Here is a 13,680-nt window from a genome sequence, read left to right on the forward strand (position 1 = left end):
ATTGATCTGAAGTTATTGAAAAGTATCGTATTTATAAATTTTCAGAATCCTGCCGAGTACGCCGGCAGATTAATTTTTGAGCAAAATATATCAGTTGTATGCAATTGAGTTAAGCAGCCAGGCCAGGGCGCGTGTGTGCATGGCGGGAGCTACGAACTGCCGGCAACCCGCATTCATGCTACCCACGCGCGGATCGGGACCGCGGTCGTGATTTTTTGCTGGCACCGAACTTGTATCGATCGCCGCCAGGACCGCCGCCGCGGTCCCAAGAGATGGGAAGCTCGTCGAGATGGTTGCTGGTAACGCCGTTCAGAATGCATCGCTCGGCGAGGAGATCGTGCGACGGATCGACGAGCTCGCCGCGATCTCGGAAGACGGCGACAAGCTCACCCGCATCTACCTCACCAACGAACTGCGCAAGGCCGCTGACCTCATCCTGGGCTGGATGCGCGAAGCCGGCATGAGCGCGCATCTCGATGCGATCGGGAATGTCTGCGGACGCTACGAAGGCGAGCAGTTGGGGGCGCCCTGCCTGATGCTCGGCTCGCACTACGACACGGTGCGCGATGCCGGCAAATGGGACGGGCCGCTGGGGGTGATCACGGCGGTCGCCTGCGTCGCCGATCTCAATCGCCGCGGCAAGCGCCTGCCGTTCGCGATCGAGGTGATCGGCTTTGCCGATGAAGAGGGGGTACGTTTCGCTTCGACGCTGCTCGGAAGCCGGGCGGTGGCTGGCACCTTCGACGAGAGCGTCCTGAACACGCGCGACCGCGACGGCGTGTCGATGCGCGATGCGCTCGTCGCGTTCGGCCTCGATCCCGATCTAATCGGCGCGGCTGCGCGGGCCCGGCGCGAACTGCTCGCCTATCTCGAATTGCACATCGAGCAGGGCCCGGTGCTGGAAGCCCAGAACCTGCCCGTCGGTGTCGTCACTGCGATTGCGGGCGCGACACGGCTCGCTGCGCGGCTGACCGGCATGGCCGGTCACGCCGGCACCGTGCCGATGGCGCTGCGCCGTGATGCGCTCGCCGGCGCGGCCGAATGCATCGGCGCGATCGAGCAGTTTTGCCGTACCGACGCGGACGGGCTGGTCGGCACCGTCGGCTATATCCAGGCGAGGCCCGGCGCGACCAATGTCATCCCGGGCGAAGTGTCGTTCACCATCGACATGCGGGCACCGACGGACATGCATCGCAAGCGCGCGGTCGCCGACGTCGTCCGGCAGATCGAGGCCGTCGCCAAGCGCCGGCAATTGGCGCTTCAGCTCGACGTCACGCACGAGAACCGCACCGCGCCTTGCGCACCCTGGCTGAAGGATCAGATCGCGCAGGCGATCGCTGCCGAAGGCGCGTCGGTGTTCGAGCTGCCGAGCGGGGCAGGGCACGACGGCATGGCGATGATCGATATCGCCGATGTCGGCATGATCTTCGTCCGCTGCCGCGGCGGCATCAGCCACCACCCGGACGAGCACGTCGAGCTCGCCGATGCCGATGCCGGCGCGCGCGTGCTGCTGCGGGTGATCGAGAATTTCAGGCCGCAGGAGGGCCGTGCCGGCGCGACCTGATAGCCCGAAGCCCGCAAGTCACCGGGTAGAGATACGAATCAGTCATGTTTAAAATGGTGGCCGCCATCACGGGGTCACGAGACATCAGCCGATTGACGCATATGAACAGCGACATCTCTCTTCCATCACATCGTGAGAACCGGTTCTACCAGGGGATGGCTGCGACCTTCGTCGCCAACGCGCTTCAGGCGGTCAATTTTCTCGGTGATCGCTTCCTGAGACAATCGCATCATGCGTTGTCGGACATCGAGGACCTCTACCGGCACTCGATGGACAGTGCCTTTTCGGTGACCGAGGCCTTCCTCGTCACGGGAGCGCCGCACGCCTCCGCCTATTACCCGCGCGACTTCGCCTGGTTTTATCCCGACGTTCTCGATCCCGAAACCATCATGGATTCGCAGGACGCAGTGCGCCGGGCGCGCCTGCTCGAAAAGAGCGTTCGCCTCCTGCTGGAGGCGGTTCGCGCCGACGTGGTCACGACGACCATCGTTCCTGCGGGACGCGGGCGGTACCTCGGCGTGAATTATTTCTCGCGGCCCTCGGACACGCTGCTCGGCATTCTCGCCGGTCTCCAGCAGATGATAGGTGCCGACGAGAGAGCGTCTTCCTATCTGGCGATGTCGCAATGCGCACATGCCGGCCGCCTGCTGCTGGCCGAATATGGCGTCGACCTGAAGCGCGCGATCCTTCAGCTCGCGAGTGAGCTTGAGCCGTTTGACGCTGACGGTACCAGGTATTTGCTGTGCGATGCCGGCGGACCTCGCTCTGCGGCAACGGATACGCGGGCCGAGCGCAGGCGCTTCGTCACCAACGCCTGCGTCTACACGACGTTCGTGTGGGGCGTGCAGCTCGGGATCGTCGACGAGAACGAACTGAAGCGGCTGCTCGGTCGCGACCTTGCGCAGTACAAGAGGGATCTGCTCCGTTTGTTCGGCAAGGACGGCTATATCAGGCATTCGCTTGACGGCCCGGCGGGCGCACCGGTGTCCTTGGTGGCCCTGGATTTCGTCAGCGTGCATCGCGGCTTCTGGGACATGAACGATGCCAGCGAGCGGGCGCTGTTTGCGGCTACGACGGATCTGATCATCGCCGAGCCGCGCTTTCGCATCCCCAGCACGTTCCACTTCCTGGTGTCCGCGGATAATCCACGGAACAAGATGATCCACAAGATCGCGGCGCCGGCCTATCAGGGGCGTTCGTCGTGGCCGACATTCAATGTCGAATTCGCGGATCGGATGCTGGATTTTGATGAAGCCTCAGGGAGCGATACCTATCGGGCTTGCGCGCAGGGGATATTGAAGGACATTCGGACCGCGACCGAGGTCCATGGCGGCTATCAGGAGCTGATCTCGGAGCAGGGGCTCAAGTATCGCACCTGGGCCTATAAGGGCGCCGTGGCGCATTCCTGGTTTCCGCGCTTCCTGTCGGTCTGGAGGAGGGCGTATGGAACGCCGCTCCTCCAGTGGAATGATTGATCCGCGGCCTATCCCGCGGTCACGTCCACCAGTTCGCCGCCCTCCAGCACCTTGGCCGCCTTGGCGCGGTCGAGATCGCCTTCCCAGGCGGCCACCACCACCGTCGCCACGCAATTGCCGACGAGGTTGCCGACCGCGCGGGCCATGCCGATGAACCAATCGACCGACAACACCAGCACGAGGCCGATCGCAGGAATGCTCGGCACCGCGTTGAGCGTCGCGGCCAGGATCACGATCGCCGAGCCCGGCACGCCGTGCGCGCCCTTCGACGTGATCAGCGAGACGCCGAGCACCAGCAGGAGGTCGCCGAAGGACAGCGGCGTGTTGGTCGCCTGCGCGATGAAGACGACGGCGAGCGTCAGGTAGATCGAGAAAGCGTCGAGGTTGAAGGAATAGCCGGTTGGGATGACGAGGCCGACCACGGAATCCTTCACGCCCATCCGCTCCAGTTTCTTCATGATCTGCGGCAGCACGGCATCGGAGGATGCGGTCGCGAGCACGATGGTCAGCTCTTCGCGCAGGTAAGCGAGGAATTTGAGGATGTTGATTCCGGCGAGCGCCATCACGCCGCCGAGCACGCCCAGCACGAAGATGCCGACCGAGACGTAGAACAGCATCACCAGCGAGACGAGCTGCTTCAGCGAGCCGACGCCGTATTTGCCGACGGTATAGGCGACCGCGCCGAGCACGCCGAGCGGCGCGACCCGCACGATCAGCCCCATGACCCGAAACAGCACGGTGGAGGCCGCGTCGATGATCGATGTGACCAGCGCGCCCTTCTCGCCGCCGACGAGCGCAAGGCCAACACCGAACAGGACCGCGAAGAACAGCACCTGGAGCACGTCGTTGCGCGACAGCGCATCGAAGGAGGTGCTGGGGATCACATTCATCAGGAAGGCGCCGATGCCGCCGCCGGACAGCTTGTGCGCGTTGTCGGCATAGGTGTTGAGCGCCTTGGCGTCGAGCGTCGAGGGATCGATGTTCATGCCGTGGCCGGGACCGAAGAGATAGGCGAGCAGCAGACCGACCACGAGGGCGACCGTCGTCATCACCTCGAAATAGACCAGCGCCTTGACGCCGACCCGGCCGACCTTCTTGAGGTCGCCGGCACCGGCAATGCCGTGCACGACGACGCAGAACACGATCGGGGCCACGATCATCGAGATCAGCTTCAGGAAGGCGTCGCTGAGGATCTTGAGCCCGATGGCGAAGTCCGGAACGGCCATCCCCAGGATGACGCCAAGCACCAGCGCGGCGAGGACCTGGACGAACAGCGAGGTGTAGAGCGGCTTCGGCTCGGCGGTAGGTGCCGCGGTGATGGTCGACATGGTGGACTCCCCCGGTTTGACGCGTCTTGGACGTCAAAAAGGAGCAACAACCGTGCCAGATTGTCGCGGCCTGGTCTTGGAAGTGATCCAGGGCGCGCATAATCCGGGATTCTTGCGCGCGCTCTTCCGTTTGCAAGTCGGCATCGCAACAGCTATGTCCCGGCTTTCGCAAGAGCCTGATATGACAATCTCGAATGAGAACGATCTGATCTGCCTGAAAGAGGTCGGGCGTATCGTCGCCAATGCCCTTGAGGCGATGGGGAAGGCCCTCGAGCCCGGCATGGCCACCGCGGAACTCGACCGGATCGGACGAGCGCTCCTTGAGGCCGCCGGAGCGCGTTCGGCGCCGGAACTGGCCTATGCCTTTCCTGGCGCAACCTGCATCAGCGTGAACGAAGAGATCGCTCATGGCATCCCGGGTGCCCGGCGGATCGAGCGTGGCGACCTCGTCAACATCGACGTCTCGGCCGAGAAGAGCGGCTTCTTTGCCGATACGGGAGCCTCGTTCGCCGTTCCGCCCGTGACCCGTTCGATCGAGCGTCTTTGCAGGGATGGTCGGCGGGCGATGTGGACGGGCTTGCGGCAGGTCGGCGCCGGCAAACCGATTGCCGGCATCGGTCAAGCCATCGGGACGTTTGCGCGGAAAAACGGCTACATGCTCGTCAAGAACCTAGCCAGTCACGGTGTCGGCTTGTCGCTCCACGAGGAGCCGACGGAGATCGCGACATGGCCCGATCGCTCCGAGCGACGCATCATGAGCGATGGCCTGGTGTTCACCGTCGAGCCGTTCCTGTCGCTTGGCGCGGAGTGGGCCGAGAACGGTGATGACGATCCATGGACGCTCTACAGCAGCCCCGAGGCGCCTACCGTTCAGTACGAGCACACGGTTGTCGCAACCCGCAATGGGCCTTTGATCGTTACGCTGGCGGATTGAGGTCGTTCCCGCGACGCGCTGTCAGCGGGAACGCAAGAGATTATTTTTCAGGCGATCATGCAGAGCTATTGCGCGCGGACAGTCCCGTCACGCCACGAGATCCAGTAGCCGGCACGATCCGCGCACCAGCACCTTGCGTCCGGTTGGCGTCATCGAAGGTACGCCGTCACTGACAACAACGAGACCGAGCTTGACGAGACCTTCGACGAGATAGGCCTTCGAGAGGCGACCATTCGACACGGGGTTGCGAAGCGCTTTCAGCGCTTCCCATTGGTCCGGCGAAAGATCGAAGTCGATGTCGTTGCTCATGTTGCCTCAAGCGATAGTCCAAGTTCGTGCGCCCCTGTTAGCGGCGCCGCATGAACACCATGCGACGACAATGAGTCGGGAATTCGGTAAGCTGTTTAGAACCTCTCTTCACGAATTGCCGCACTTCATTGCGCCACAACAGTTAAGATCGCTCGCGCACGAAAATCGTCCCGGTCTCCGATCACTAATTGATGATGTGCGCTTGATCGTGCGGCGAGAGTTACCGCAGTGCACGGGAAGCATCACTGTCCCATTGCGCGTCGCGATATGCACAGAAATCGTGAAGCGAGGGCGATTGGACTCTGACTGGACTCTGCTACGTTGATTCGCAGGGGATTGGCTTCACACGACAGGAGTGTGAGTGCATGAACAGGCTGATGGCAATTCGCAGTCAGGAATTCCTCTGCCGAGAGCGCGCGGCGCTGGATTCGGAGCGACGGGCGTTCTGGCTCGCGCAGGCCCAGGAATGGGAGCAGCGCGCGCTCGACGAAATTGCGCATCACTTTCGGGAGTGCAACCTCGTCCAGGCCGAACTGACTGCCGCCTGACGCCAGCGGCGGACGTGATTGCCGTCTACTGATAAGTCGCCACGATGTCGGACACGGCGCGCTCGAGCTGCTGTGCGGTGGCGCATTGGCGCACGACAGTGCAGAAGGTCGCGTAGCGCGGCATCTCGGAATCACCGAAGCCCCAGGCGAGCCGTCCTTCGGGATTGAGCCAGACCACGCGCTTCGAGCGTTCGGAGATGCGGCGCAGGATGTCGGCGCGCGGGTCGAGATTGTTGCTGCGGGCGTCACCGAGCACGATCACCGTGGTCTGCGGCGTCAGCGTGCTCATAAACTCCTTCTCGAAATCGACCAGCGAGGAGCCGTAGTCGGATGAGCCGAAGCCGACCTTGGACATGATCTCGGCCATCGCCTCTTCCGGCGACTTCTTCTCCAGGATCTCGCTGACCTCGATCAGATGCGAGGAGAAGGCGAAGGAGTGGACGTCGTCGACCACCTCGTGCAGCGAGTGGATCAGGAGCAGGAAGAAATCGGAGACCTGCGCGACCGAGCCTGAGACGTCGCAGATGGCGACGATCTTGGGCCGGTCGCGGTGCTTGCGCTTCCACGCGGTGAGGAAGGGCACGCCGCCCCAGGCCGCGTTGCGGCGCAGTGTGCGGCGGACGTCGAGATGGCCGCGGCGCTGGCGCTTGCGCGGCTTCGAGTAGCGCTCGCGCAGGCGCCGCGCGATCTGGCGGATGAGCGCGCGCATCTCCGCGACTTGGCGCCGCTCGATGCGGGCGAGAGGCGCGTTGCGCAGGATCTCGTTGCGGAGGTTTTCGGCCTCTTCGCGGGCATAAAGCGCAAGGCCTTGCGAGACCGTGTCACGGACTGCTTCGCGCAACGCGTCCAGCGCGCCGCGCAGACGCTCGGCCAGCGACGGATTGGTCGCGGTGAGCGCGTCGAGATCGTCGCGCAGGCGCTGAAGGCCCATGGCGTCGAGGATGCGGCTGGAAAAGATCCCGCGCTGAGTCGAATAGCGGATGTCGGACAGCGAAGCCACACCGGAAGCGCTGGCGATCGCCGCTGCGATCGCGTTGCGATCCTGCGACAGCAGCATCTGCGCAAGCGGGCCCAATGCTTCGGAAGCCTGGCCTTCGCCTGCTTCACTGGCCGAGCTGGGTGAGGGGGTCTGATCCGCGTCCTGCGATGCGTCGTCGTTGTCGTCGGCCTCGGGTTGATCTTGCCGCGGCTCTGGTTGGCTGAAGAAGAGATCAAAGCAGTCGCCGAGGGCGAGCTTCTCGTCCTGCGACTTGGCGAGCGTCAGGAGCAGCGCATCGCGCAGGATGGCCCGGTCGGAAAAGCCGACCTGCTTGACCGCGCGCATCGCATCGATGCTTTCGGCGGGCGAGACATGCACGCCGGCACCGCGCGCCGCTCGAAAGAAACGATGGAGATTCTCGCGCATCGGCGTCAACCGAAGACGTTGGACCGTGCCGCCTTGGCAATGAAGGTCGTAACTTGCGGCGTTGCTGCCTCGATGTCGGCCTCGTACTTCAGGAGCACATTGAGCGTGTCCTTGACGATATCGGTGTCGAGCTCCGTGGCCTGAAGTAGAACCAGGACGCGCGCCCAGTCGATGGTCTCACTGACCGACGGCAGCTTTTTCAGGTCGAGCGAGCGGATCTCGTGGATGAAGCCGACCATCTGCCGGCGCAGCGCCTGCGAGATGCCGGAGACGCGGCTCTCGACGATGCGTTCTTCGAGCCGCTGCTCGGGGAAGCCGATATGCAGATGCAGGCAGCGCCGCTTCAGGGCGTCGCCGAGGTCACGCTCGCTGTTCGAGGTGAGGATCACCGTCGGCGGCGTGATCGCCGCGACCGTGCCGAGCTCCGGGATCGTGACCTGGAAATCGGAGAGGATTTCCAGCAGCAGCGATTCGAATTCAGCGTCGGACTTGTCGATCTCGTCGATCAGCAGCACGCAGCCGCCAGGCTGCTCCAGCGCCTGGAGCAGTGGTCGGGGCTCGACGAACTCCTTGGAGAAGAACACATCGCCGAAATCATGGAGCTGCTCGAGCGCGGCATGCAGCGTCTGCGCGCCGCCGAGGACTTCGCCGAGCTTGTCCTTGAGGATCTGGGTATAGAGAAGCTGTTTTGCGTATTTCCACTCGTAGAGCGCCTTGGCCTCGTCGAGGCCCTCGTAGCATTGCAGGCGGATCATCTTCATGCCGCGCCAGGCGGCAATGGCCTTGGCAAGCTCGGTCTTGCCGACGCCCGCGGGGCCTTCGACCAGAATCGGCTTCTCGATCTGCTGCGACAAATAGACTGCGGTCGCGATCTGCCGGCTCGCGATATAGCCTTGCGCGGCGAGGCCGCTCTCCACTGCCTCGATCGAGGTCGAGGCCTTCTGTTCAGCCACGAAAGGGCGCTCCCAAAGGTCTTGCTTGAGGCTTGTTCTGCCTGCGTTCCCGGCAAAGAACAAGCCTCGTTTGGGACGGCCTGACCCGCGCAGAACGTCGCTTTTTCCGTTCAGCGCAAATACTTAAGCGATGGCTGATGGTGCGGTCAGTGCCGCAGCTCCGGCTTGCGGATGGTCTGCCGGACTTCCGCGCCGCAGTCCGCGCATTCATAGACGAAGTCGATCCTGGCAAGGCCCCAATGCGGTTCGACCTCGCGGACGTACATCGGCAGGAACCCCATGCAGGCGGGACAAATTACAGGCGCGATTTCGATGTCCTGATGATGCTGTACATAAGCTGGCATCTCGGCTCTCCTTCGCAGGCGACCACCAAACCCCGCGAAAAGGCTACTGCCGGAACGCGCCGGTGCCGTCATCAACTCTTTCGAACAGAGGCGGAACGGCAGGCGTTTGTCGTTCGCTGTGACATTCTTGTTACGTCTCTGTACTGTAACGGGCCGACCGAATTCCTATTTCACAGGCCGATCCGTTTTCCACGGACCTTCACTGCAACAATAAGGGAGCAACGCCCATGACGCATGCCATTCGCTTTCACAAGACCGGCGGTCCTGAAGTCCTGGTCTGGGAGGAAGTCAGTGTCGGCAAGCCCGGGCCGGGCGAGGCGCGCATCCGCCACACGGCGGTCGGCCTCAACTTCGTCGACATCTACAATCGCTCCGGGGTGTATCCGGTACAATTGCCGAGCGGTCTCGGCAGCGAGGGTGCCGGCGTCGTCGAGGAAGTCGGGGCCGGTGTCACCGATTTGAAGACCGGTGATCGCGTTGCCTACGGCGCCTCACCGCTCGGAGCCTATGCCGAGGCGCGGCTGATCCCGGCCGACCGGCTGTTGAAGCTGCCCGACGGTGTCGATGACAAGACCGCGGCGGCCATGATGCTGAAGGGGCTCACCACCCAATACCTGATCCGGCAGACCTATCGCGTGAAGGCCGGCGACACCATCCTGCTCCACGCCGCAGCCGGCGGCGTTGGTCTCATCTTGAGCCAGTGGGCAAAACATCTCGGCGCGACAGTGATCGGCACCGTCAGCAGCGACGAGAAGGCAAAGCTCGCCAAGGCACATGGCTGCGATCATGTGATCATCTATACGCGCGAGGATTTCGTGAAGCGCGTGGACGAGATCACGGGCGGCAAGAAGGTGCCGGTGGTCTATGATTCCGTCGGCAAGGATACGTTCCTGAAGTCGCTGGATTGTCTTGCGCCGCTCGGTGTTGCCGCGCTGTTCGGTGCGTCCTCCGGCGCTGTCGAGCCGCTCAATCTCGGCCTGCTCGCGCAGAAGGGCTCGCTCTACGTCACCCGTCCGACGCTGTTCACCTACGCTGCCAAGCGCGAGGCCCTGGTCGCCATGGCGAACGAGCTGTTCGACGTCGTGAAGTCCGGCGCAGTCAAGATCGAGGTGCACCAGACCTACCCGCTGAAGGATGCCGCCAAAGCGCATGCCGATCTCGCTGCGCGCAAGACCACGGGATCGACCGTTCTCACGGTGTGATATCCGGCCGGGCAGTGACGTGACGCAGGCCGCTTGGGCCTGCGTCACGTCTTCTCGTGCTTGCGCAGGTCGCGGGCGTGATCGAGGCGGATGGCCTGGAGGTCGACTTCTTCAGGCGGAACCTGGGGGAGGGCGGCCTCGGTCAGGATCGCCTCGGTCACGTCCTCGACCGCATTCTCCGCGATTTCGTGGATGAACGAGATGTTTCGATATTCACCCGAAACGACGCGGGAGATGACCTCGCGCCTTGTGATTTCGGGATCGACGACCGCCTCGCGTCCGCGCCGCCCATAGTCGATCATCACGACGAAATACTGCATGAAACGATCCTGCCGCGCCCCGTAGCCGGGAGTGCGGCAGAGTATTTCCGAAAAGCAGAATTAAGTCAAGGAAGATTTCCAAAAATCGGAAATCGGCGCCTATTTGCTCTTCTTGCGAGGGCGTGCCGACTTGGCGCGCAGCCGCTCGAGTTGGCCCTTGGGCATGGACAAGCAGATCTCGCCGACCCACTCGAGCTTGACGCCGACGATCGGCTTGGCGTTGAAGCTGTTGAGATTGACGACGGAGGGAGTTTTTCCGCGTTCAATGGTCTTCAAATAGCGTTCACCGGTCTTGAGCCGGACCACGGCCTCTTCGCCGTAGAAGCTCGACAGCGGATGACGCTGGTCCTTGTAGACGACGATCACGTCGCCGCTCTCGTATTTGGGCAGCATCGAATCGCCAACGATCTCGAAGGCGACGGTCTCTTCCATGATCGGGAACGGCAGCGCGATATCGCCGAGGCCTTCCGGGGGAACCTGTTCATAATCGGGCTCGATCACAGCGCCGGCCCCGACGCGGCCCATGATCGGCGCGAGATTGAGCTCAAGATATTCCATGATCGGAATGATTTCGGACGCCTTCACCAGGCGCTCGCCGCCCAGGATCTCCGACACCGCGCCGGGCCGCACGCCCATGGCCGCCGCCAGGCCGCCCTTGCTCTTGCCCGTCTTCTCCAGGCCCCGCTCGATCATTGCAACGTCCAACATGGTGATTCCCTCGATTGCCCATCGTCCCGCCTCTTGTAATCCGAAATTCGGAATTGATGCAATTATGAATATCAGAATTGTCGCTTGACAGTTGCTTCGGAATACCGGAATGTAGGATCCGCCTCGCGATCGAACGATCGGAGGAGGCGCATCACAGGACAGCAGCATGGAACCGGGTCATTGGCCGTCGGAGCACTCCGACGCGCTTCGCGACTATTTTCTCAAGGGAATGTCTTATGCGGAGATCGGAAGACAGATAAACGGAAGGTTTGGAACGGCTTACACACGCAACGCGGTGGCCGGCCGCGCCAAGCGGCTTGGACTCGCGACGCCGGCGCGGATGACGAGTCCATCGATCGTGCCGTCCTTGCCGTCAGGAGCCTGTCTCATCGGGCCGCCCCGTGCGGCGGTGCCGAACCTGAACTTGCCACCGAAATCCGCAATGAAACCCGCGCGGGTCAAGTTGCGCTGTGTCGGCGTCCAGCCCCGCCTAGTCGCGCTAGGCGAACTCGGGCGCGACGACTGCCGCTATCCCTATGGTGGCGACAAGGACGGGGAGGGGATCGCCTTCTGTGGCCATCCGCGCCAACCGGGCTCCAGCTATTGCACGCCGCATGCCTGCCTGACGCGAAGGTCTGAGGCTGCGTCCGCTCGCGCCGCCGGTCCCGTCGTCCTGAGGCTGATCTCTGCCGCCTGACGGGACCGCTATTCATTCAATTTGCGAGGAGTATCCGAGTGGCAGGTGCACGACGTAACAAGTCCTACAGATTGACTGGAATCTACGATCGGCGCTCGCGCGAGGTGCCGTTCAATGCCGAGGTGGCGGAGGTCGAGGTCGACAATCCGCTGGCGCTCGATGCCGGCGAGAAGATCGTCGCCGTCCGCTCGATCCGCGGCGATCCGCTCGGCCGGTTGCACGCGCATCACCAGATCGACGAGGCGCAATATCGCGGCGGGCGCGCCTTCCAGAACGACTGGGAGAGGGCGGAGCGCGGGCCCCAGGCGGTGGACCCGACGCGCGAATATGTCGATGGCACGCGCTCGCGCGAGCCCGTCACCGAGGACCAGCGCCAGGCCGTGCTGCGCCTCAACCGGGTCGAGCGCGAACTCGGTACCGATGGCGCCGCGCTGGTGCACGACGTCCTGGTGCTGGGGCTGACCATGGATCAGATCGGGGAGCGGCGCGCTGTTCGTACCCAGCGCTGGAACGACTATTTCGCGCGGCGCTTTCGCGAATGCCTGGACCGGCTGGCGCTGATCTACGGCTTTGCGACGGAAGGCCGGGCTCGGCGCGCCAAGCAGCGTTGAGAGTAGTGGTGCGCCTGCGGGTCTCGCCGCAGGCGCGCCCGGGTCGCTTGTTACGGATGCGGCACGATCTGGTAAGGCGTCGTGTAGGGCTCGACACGGAGAGACGCGTTGGCCAAGAGCCCGATCTTCGCGGTCGGCGCCTGTTGCAATTCACCGTTCGGGCCGCGATGCACGTTGTACTGCCAGACCGTGAGATCGCCCTTCTGCGCCAGCGCGTGCGCAACCGCGCTCGCATCATTGCCGCCGAGCGCCTGGAGCTCCTCCGCCGACAATCCGACGACGATTTCGTCCTTGATGGTGACGATCTTGAACAGATTCATCCTTGTCTCCTGCGCCCATGCGCCTTGTATCGAGAAAGTGAGAAGCGCGACGGCGCCGCCCTTGATGAGATCGCAGCGGGAAAGCATGCTGTCGTCCTTTGGTGCTGAGGCGCGCCCGAATCGAGAAGTCCGTCAGCCATGGCGCCCGTGGTCTGCGTGGCCGCTTCGCAACCGCTTGGTCGTTCCACCTTGAACGACGGTTCATTGGCGGAGATATCTTCGGACCGATGAACCCGGTACGGGGAACCGCGTCCAAGCCGAGCAGCTCAAGGGGGGCTTCACTGGCGGACGGATCAAGACGCTGCAGGCCGGCTGCGCGGCTCGACGTTCATTTCGCCGACGATACAACCGCCGAGGTCGGGCTCAACAATTACGTGTATACGCTGAAGAAACTTCAATCTGGCCTCGTTCACACCGGAAACACGGCGAAACGCCGCACCGATTGACAGCGACCGAGGCCGTGTGCGTGAGTGATGCCGCTTCTTGACGCAGGTGGGTGACGACGGTCCATATTCCTGTTATCCGGAATTGCCGTGCTGCGATGCGGACGAAGCATCGCTACGGCGACGGTTGGGCTTGCCGGAAGGGTTGTTTCTTGACATAATTGCAACCTGTTCGGTTGAGCCAGTATATGGTTCAGCGTGTTAACCCACCGGGTGCCCCGGCCGAGATCTCAGGGTCACCATGGCGTCCGGTCATGGTGTTCGATTCTCGAGCGAGACCTCGACGTCTGATCACGAGGGCCGATGCTTGTCATAGGTGCGAGATGAAAAACCTCAATTTCGCGGCTGAACTGCACCTCAAGCTCGGCGCGCCTGCAAGCAGCACCGTTGAAAGTCTGCGCCTGCTTCGCGCGTTCCTGAAGCTCGGGCCTCGACAGCGTTTCGAGGTCATCAAGCTGGTCGAAGACCTCGGCACCGAAGAAACCCTTCCCGAGCACCCCCTGTCCTGACCCCGGCCGT

16 protein-coding genes are annotated in these 13,680 nt (G+C 63.1%); 8 read left to right on the forward strand and 8 right to left on the reverse strand.

The genetic code is table 11. The features are described from left to right. Positions 1 to 289 precede the first annotated feature (289 nt). Both AB7G19_RS13090 and AB7G19_RS13095 read left to right on the forward strand, forming a co-directional pair. A complete protein-coding gene (locus tag AB7G19_RS13090; protein ID WP_166100278.1) occupies positions 290 to 1,564 on the forward strand; it encodes an allantoate amidohydrolase in 1,275 nt (424 codons plus the stop codon). Between the two features lie 101 nt (positions 1,565 to 1,665). Continuing rightward, entirely contained in the window at positions 1,666 to 3,039 is a 1,374-nt protein-coding gene (locus AB7G19_RS13095; RefSeq protein ID WP_441268823.1) for a hypothetical protein, read from the forward strand. Between the two features lie 8 nt (positions 3,040 to 3,047). Here the strand turns inward: AB7G19_RS13095 and AB7G19_RS13100 are convergent, their stop codons facing one another. Further along, a complete protein-coding gene (locus AB7G19_RS13100) occupies positions 3,048 to 4,367 on the reverse strand; it encodes a dicarboxylate/amino acid:cation symporter (RefSeq protein WP_063982032.1) in 1,320 nt (439 codons plus the stop codon). A gap of 181 nt (positions 4,368 to 4,548) precedes the next feature. On the opposite strand from AB7G19_RS13100, the gene map reads away from it, so the two are divergent. Beyond that, positions 4,549 to 5,301 (forward strand): type I methionyl aminopeptidase, encoded by a 753-nt coding sequence (map, locus tag AB7G19_RS13105; RefSeq protein WP_354096647.1) that lies wholly within the window; start codon positions 4,549 to 4,551, stop codon positions 5,299 to 5,301. 87 nt (positions 5,302 to 5,388) lie between these two features. On the opposite strand, the gene AB7G19_RS13110 is transcribed toward map, so the two are convergent. After that, positions 5,389 to 5,610: a hypothetical protein gene (locus AB7G19_RS13110; RefSeq protein WP_063982034.1), complete on the reverse strand. Its 222-nt coding sequence runs from the start codon at positions 5,608 to 5,610 to the stop codon at positions 5,389 to 5,391. Positions 5,611 to 5,975: 365 nt separating this feature from the next. Here AB7G19_RS13110 and AB7G19_RS13115 point away from each other — a divergent pair, with 365 nt between their 5' ends. After that, on the forward strand, positions 5,976 to 6,158 hold the full coding sequence (locus tag AB7G19_RS13115) for a hypothetical protein (RefSeq protein ID WP_028152900.1): 183 nt from the start codon (positions 5,976 to 5,978) through the stop codon (positions 6,156 to 6,158). A gap of 25 nt (positions 6,159 to 6,183) precedes the next feature. On the opposite strand, the gene AB7G19_RS13120 is transcribed toward AB7G19_RS13115, so the two are convergent. The 3 genes from AB7G19_RS13120 to AB7G19_RS13130 all read right to left on the reverse strand — a co-directional run bounded on the left by AB7G19_RS13120 (position 6,184) and on the right by AB7G19_RS13130 (position 8,860). Then, positions 6,184 to 7,563, reverse strand: coding sequence for a vWA domain-containing protein (locus AB7G19_RS13120; protein ID WP_063986213.1), 1,380 nt, complete (start codon positions 7,561 to 7,563; stop codon positions 6,184 to 6,186). 5 nt (positions 7,564 to 7,568) lie between these two features. Beyond that, positions 7,569 to 8,516 carry an AAA family ATPase gene (locus tag AB7G19_RS13125; protein WP_063982035.1) on the reverse strand — a complete coding sequence of 316 codons (948 nt, stop codon included), beginning with the start codon at positions 8,514 to 8,516 and terminating at the stop codon, positions 7,569 to 7,571. Positions 8,517 to 8,662: 146 nt separating this feature from the next. Beyond that, complete coding sequence (locus AB7G19_RS13130; protein WP_028152902.1) at positions 8,663 to 8,860, reverse strand: hypothetical protein; 198 nt, start codon at positions 8,858 to 8,860, stop codon at positions 8,663 to 8,665. Positions 8,861 to 9,087: 227 nt separating this feature from the next. On the opposite strand from AB7G19_RS13130, the gene AB7G19_RS13135 reads away from it, so the two are divergent. Next, a complete protein-coding gene (locus tag AB7G19_RS13135; protein WP_063982036.1) occupies positions 9,088 to 10,062 on the forward strand; it encodes a quinone oxidoreductase family protein in 975 nt (324 codons plus the stop codon). A 44-nt stretch (positions 10,063 to 10,106) separates the two neighbouring features. On the opposite strand, the gene AB7G19_RS13140 is transcribed toward AB7G19_RS13135, so the two are convergent. Continuing rightward, a complete protein-coding gene (locus AB7G19_RS13140; RefSeq protein ID WP_063982037.1) occupies positions 10,107 to 10,382 on the reverse strand; it encodes a hypothetical protein in 276 nt (91 codons plus the stop codon). A 99-nt stretch (positions 10,383 to 10,481) separates the two neighbouring features. Next, positions 10,482 to 11,090 carry a S24 family peptidase gene (locus AB7G19_RS13145; protein WP_028152904.1) on the reverse strand — a complete coding sequence of 203 codons (609 nt, stop codon included), beginning with the start codon at positions 11,088 to 11,090 and terminating at the stop codon, positions 10,482 to 10,484. A gap of 166 nt (positions 11,091 to 11,256) precedes the next feature. Between AB7G19_RS13145 and AB7G19_RS13150 the strand changes: the two genes are divergently transcribed. Beyond that, positions 11,257 to 11,787, forward strand: coding sequence for a GcrA family cell cycle regulator (locus AB7G19_RS13150; protein WP_084795042.1), 531 nt, complete (start codon positions 11,257 to 11,259; stop codon positions 11,785 to 11,787). 38 nt (positions 11,788 to 11,825) lie between these two features. Next, entirely contained in the window at positions 11,826 to 12,398 is a 573-nt protein-coding gene (locus AB7G19_RS13155; RefSeq protein WP_063982039.1) for a hypothetical protein, read from the forward strand. A gap of 50 nt (positions 12,399 to 12,448) precedes the next feature. Here AB7G19_RS13155 and AB7G19_RS13160 read toward each other — a convergent pair whose 3' ends face one another. Continuing rightward, positions 12,449 to 12,805 (reverse strand): hypothetical protein, encoded by a 357-nt coding sequence (locus AB7G19_RS13160; protein WP_063982040.1) that lies wholly within the window; start codon positions 12,803 to 12,805, stop codon positions 12,449 to 12,451. Positions 12,806 to 13,484: 679 nt separating this feature from the next. Between AB7G19_RS13160 and AB7G19_RS13165 the strand changes: the two genes are divergently transcribed. Then, positions 13,485 to 13,670 (forward strand): hypothetical protein, encoded by a 186-nt coding sequence (locus AB7G19_RS13165; RefSeq protein ID WP_063982041.1) that lies wholly within the window; start codon positions 13,485 to 13,487, stop codon positions 13,668 to 13,670. Positions 13,671 to 13,680: the final 10 nt, after the last annotated feature.

The sequence above is a fragment of the Bradyrhizobium sp. 215_C5_N1_1 genome (genome assembly GCF_052075935.1).
GTDB lineage: Bacteria > Pseudomonadota > Alphaproteobacteria > Rhizobiales > Xanthobacteraceae > Bradyrhizobium > Bradyrhizobium barranii.

Excerpts from the sequence above, each read along its gene's own strand:
- AB7G19_RS13090 (WP_166100278.1), top strand. The coding sequence starts at position 290 with ATGGTTGCTGGTAACGCCGTTCAGAATGCATCGCTCGGCGAGGAGATC.
- AB7G19_RS13095 (WP_441268823.1), top strand. The coding sequence starts at position 1,666 with ATGAACAGCGACATCTCTCTTCCATCACATCGTGAGAACCGGTTCTAC.
- AB7G19_RS13100 (WP_063982032.1), bottom strand. The coding sequence starts at position 4,367 with ATGTCGACCATCACCGCGGCACCTACCGCCGAGCCGAAGCCGCTCTAC.
- map (WP_354096647.1), top strand. The coding sequence starts at position 4,549 with ATGACAATCTCGAATGAGAACGATCTGATCTGCCTGAAAGAGGTCGGG.
- AB7G19_RS13110 (WP_063982034.1), bottom strand. The coding sequence starts at position 5,610 with ATGAGCAACGACATCGACTTCGATCTTTCGCCGGACCAATGGGAAGCG.
- AB7G19_RS13115 (WP_028152900.1), top strand. The coding sequence starts at position 5,976 with ATGAACAGGCTGATGGCAATTCGCAGTCAGGAATTCCTCTGCCGAGAG.
- AB7G19_RS13120 (WP_063986213.1), bottom strand. The coding sequence starts at position 7,563 with ATGCGCGAGAATCTCCATCGTTTCTTTCGAGCGGCGCGCGGTGCCGGC.
- AB7G19_RS13130 (WP_028152902.1), bottom strand. The coding sequence starts at position 8,860 with ATGCCAGCTTATGTACAGCATCATCAGGACATCGAAATCGCGCCTGTA.
- AB7G19_RS13135 (WP_063982036.1), top strand. The coding sequence starts at position 9,088 with ATGACGCATGCCATTCGCTTTCACAAGACCGGCGGTCCTGAAGTCCTG.
- AB7G19_RS13140 (WP_063982037.1), bottom strand. The coding sequence starts at position 10,382 with ATGCAGTATTTCGTCGTGATGATCGACTATGGGCGGCGCGGACGCGAG.
- AB7G19_RS13145 (WP_028152904.1), bottom strand. The coding sequence starts at position 11,090 with ATGTTGGACGTTGCAATGATCGAGCGGGGCCTGGAGAAGACGGGCAAG.
- AB7G19_RS13150 (WP_084795042.1), top strand. The coding sequence starts at position 11,257 with ATGGAACCGGGTCATTGGCCGTCGGAGCACTCCGACGCGCTTCGCGAC.
- AB7G19_RS13160 (WP_063982040.1), bottom strand. The coding sequence starts at position 12,805 with ATGCTTTCCCGCTGCGATCTCATCAAGGGCGGCGCCGTCGCGCTTCTC.
- AB7G19_RS13165 (WP_063982041.1), top strand. The coding sequence starts at position 13,485 with ATGAAAAACCTCAATTTCGCGGCTGAACTGCACCTCAAGCTCGGCGCG.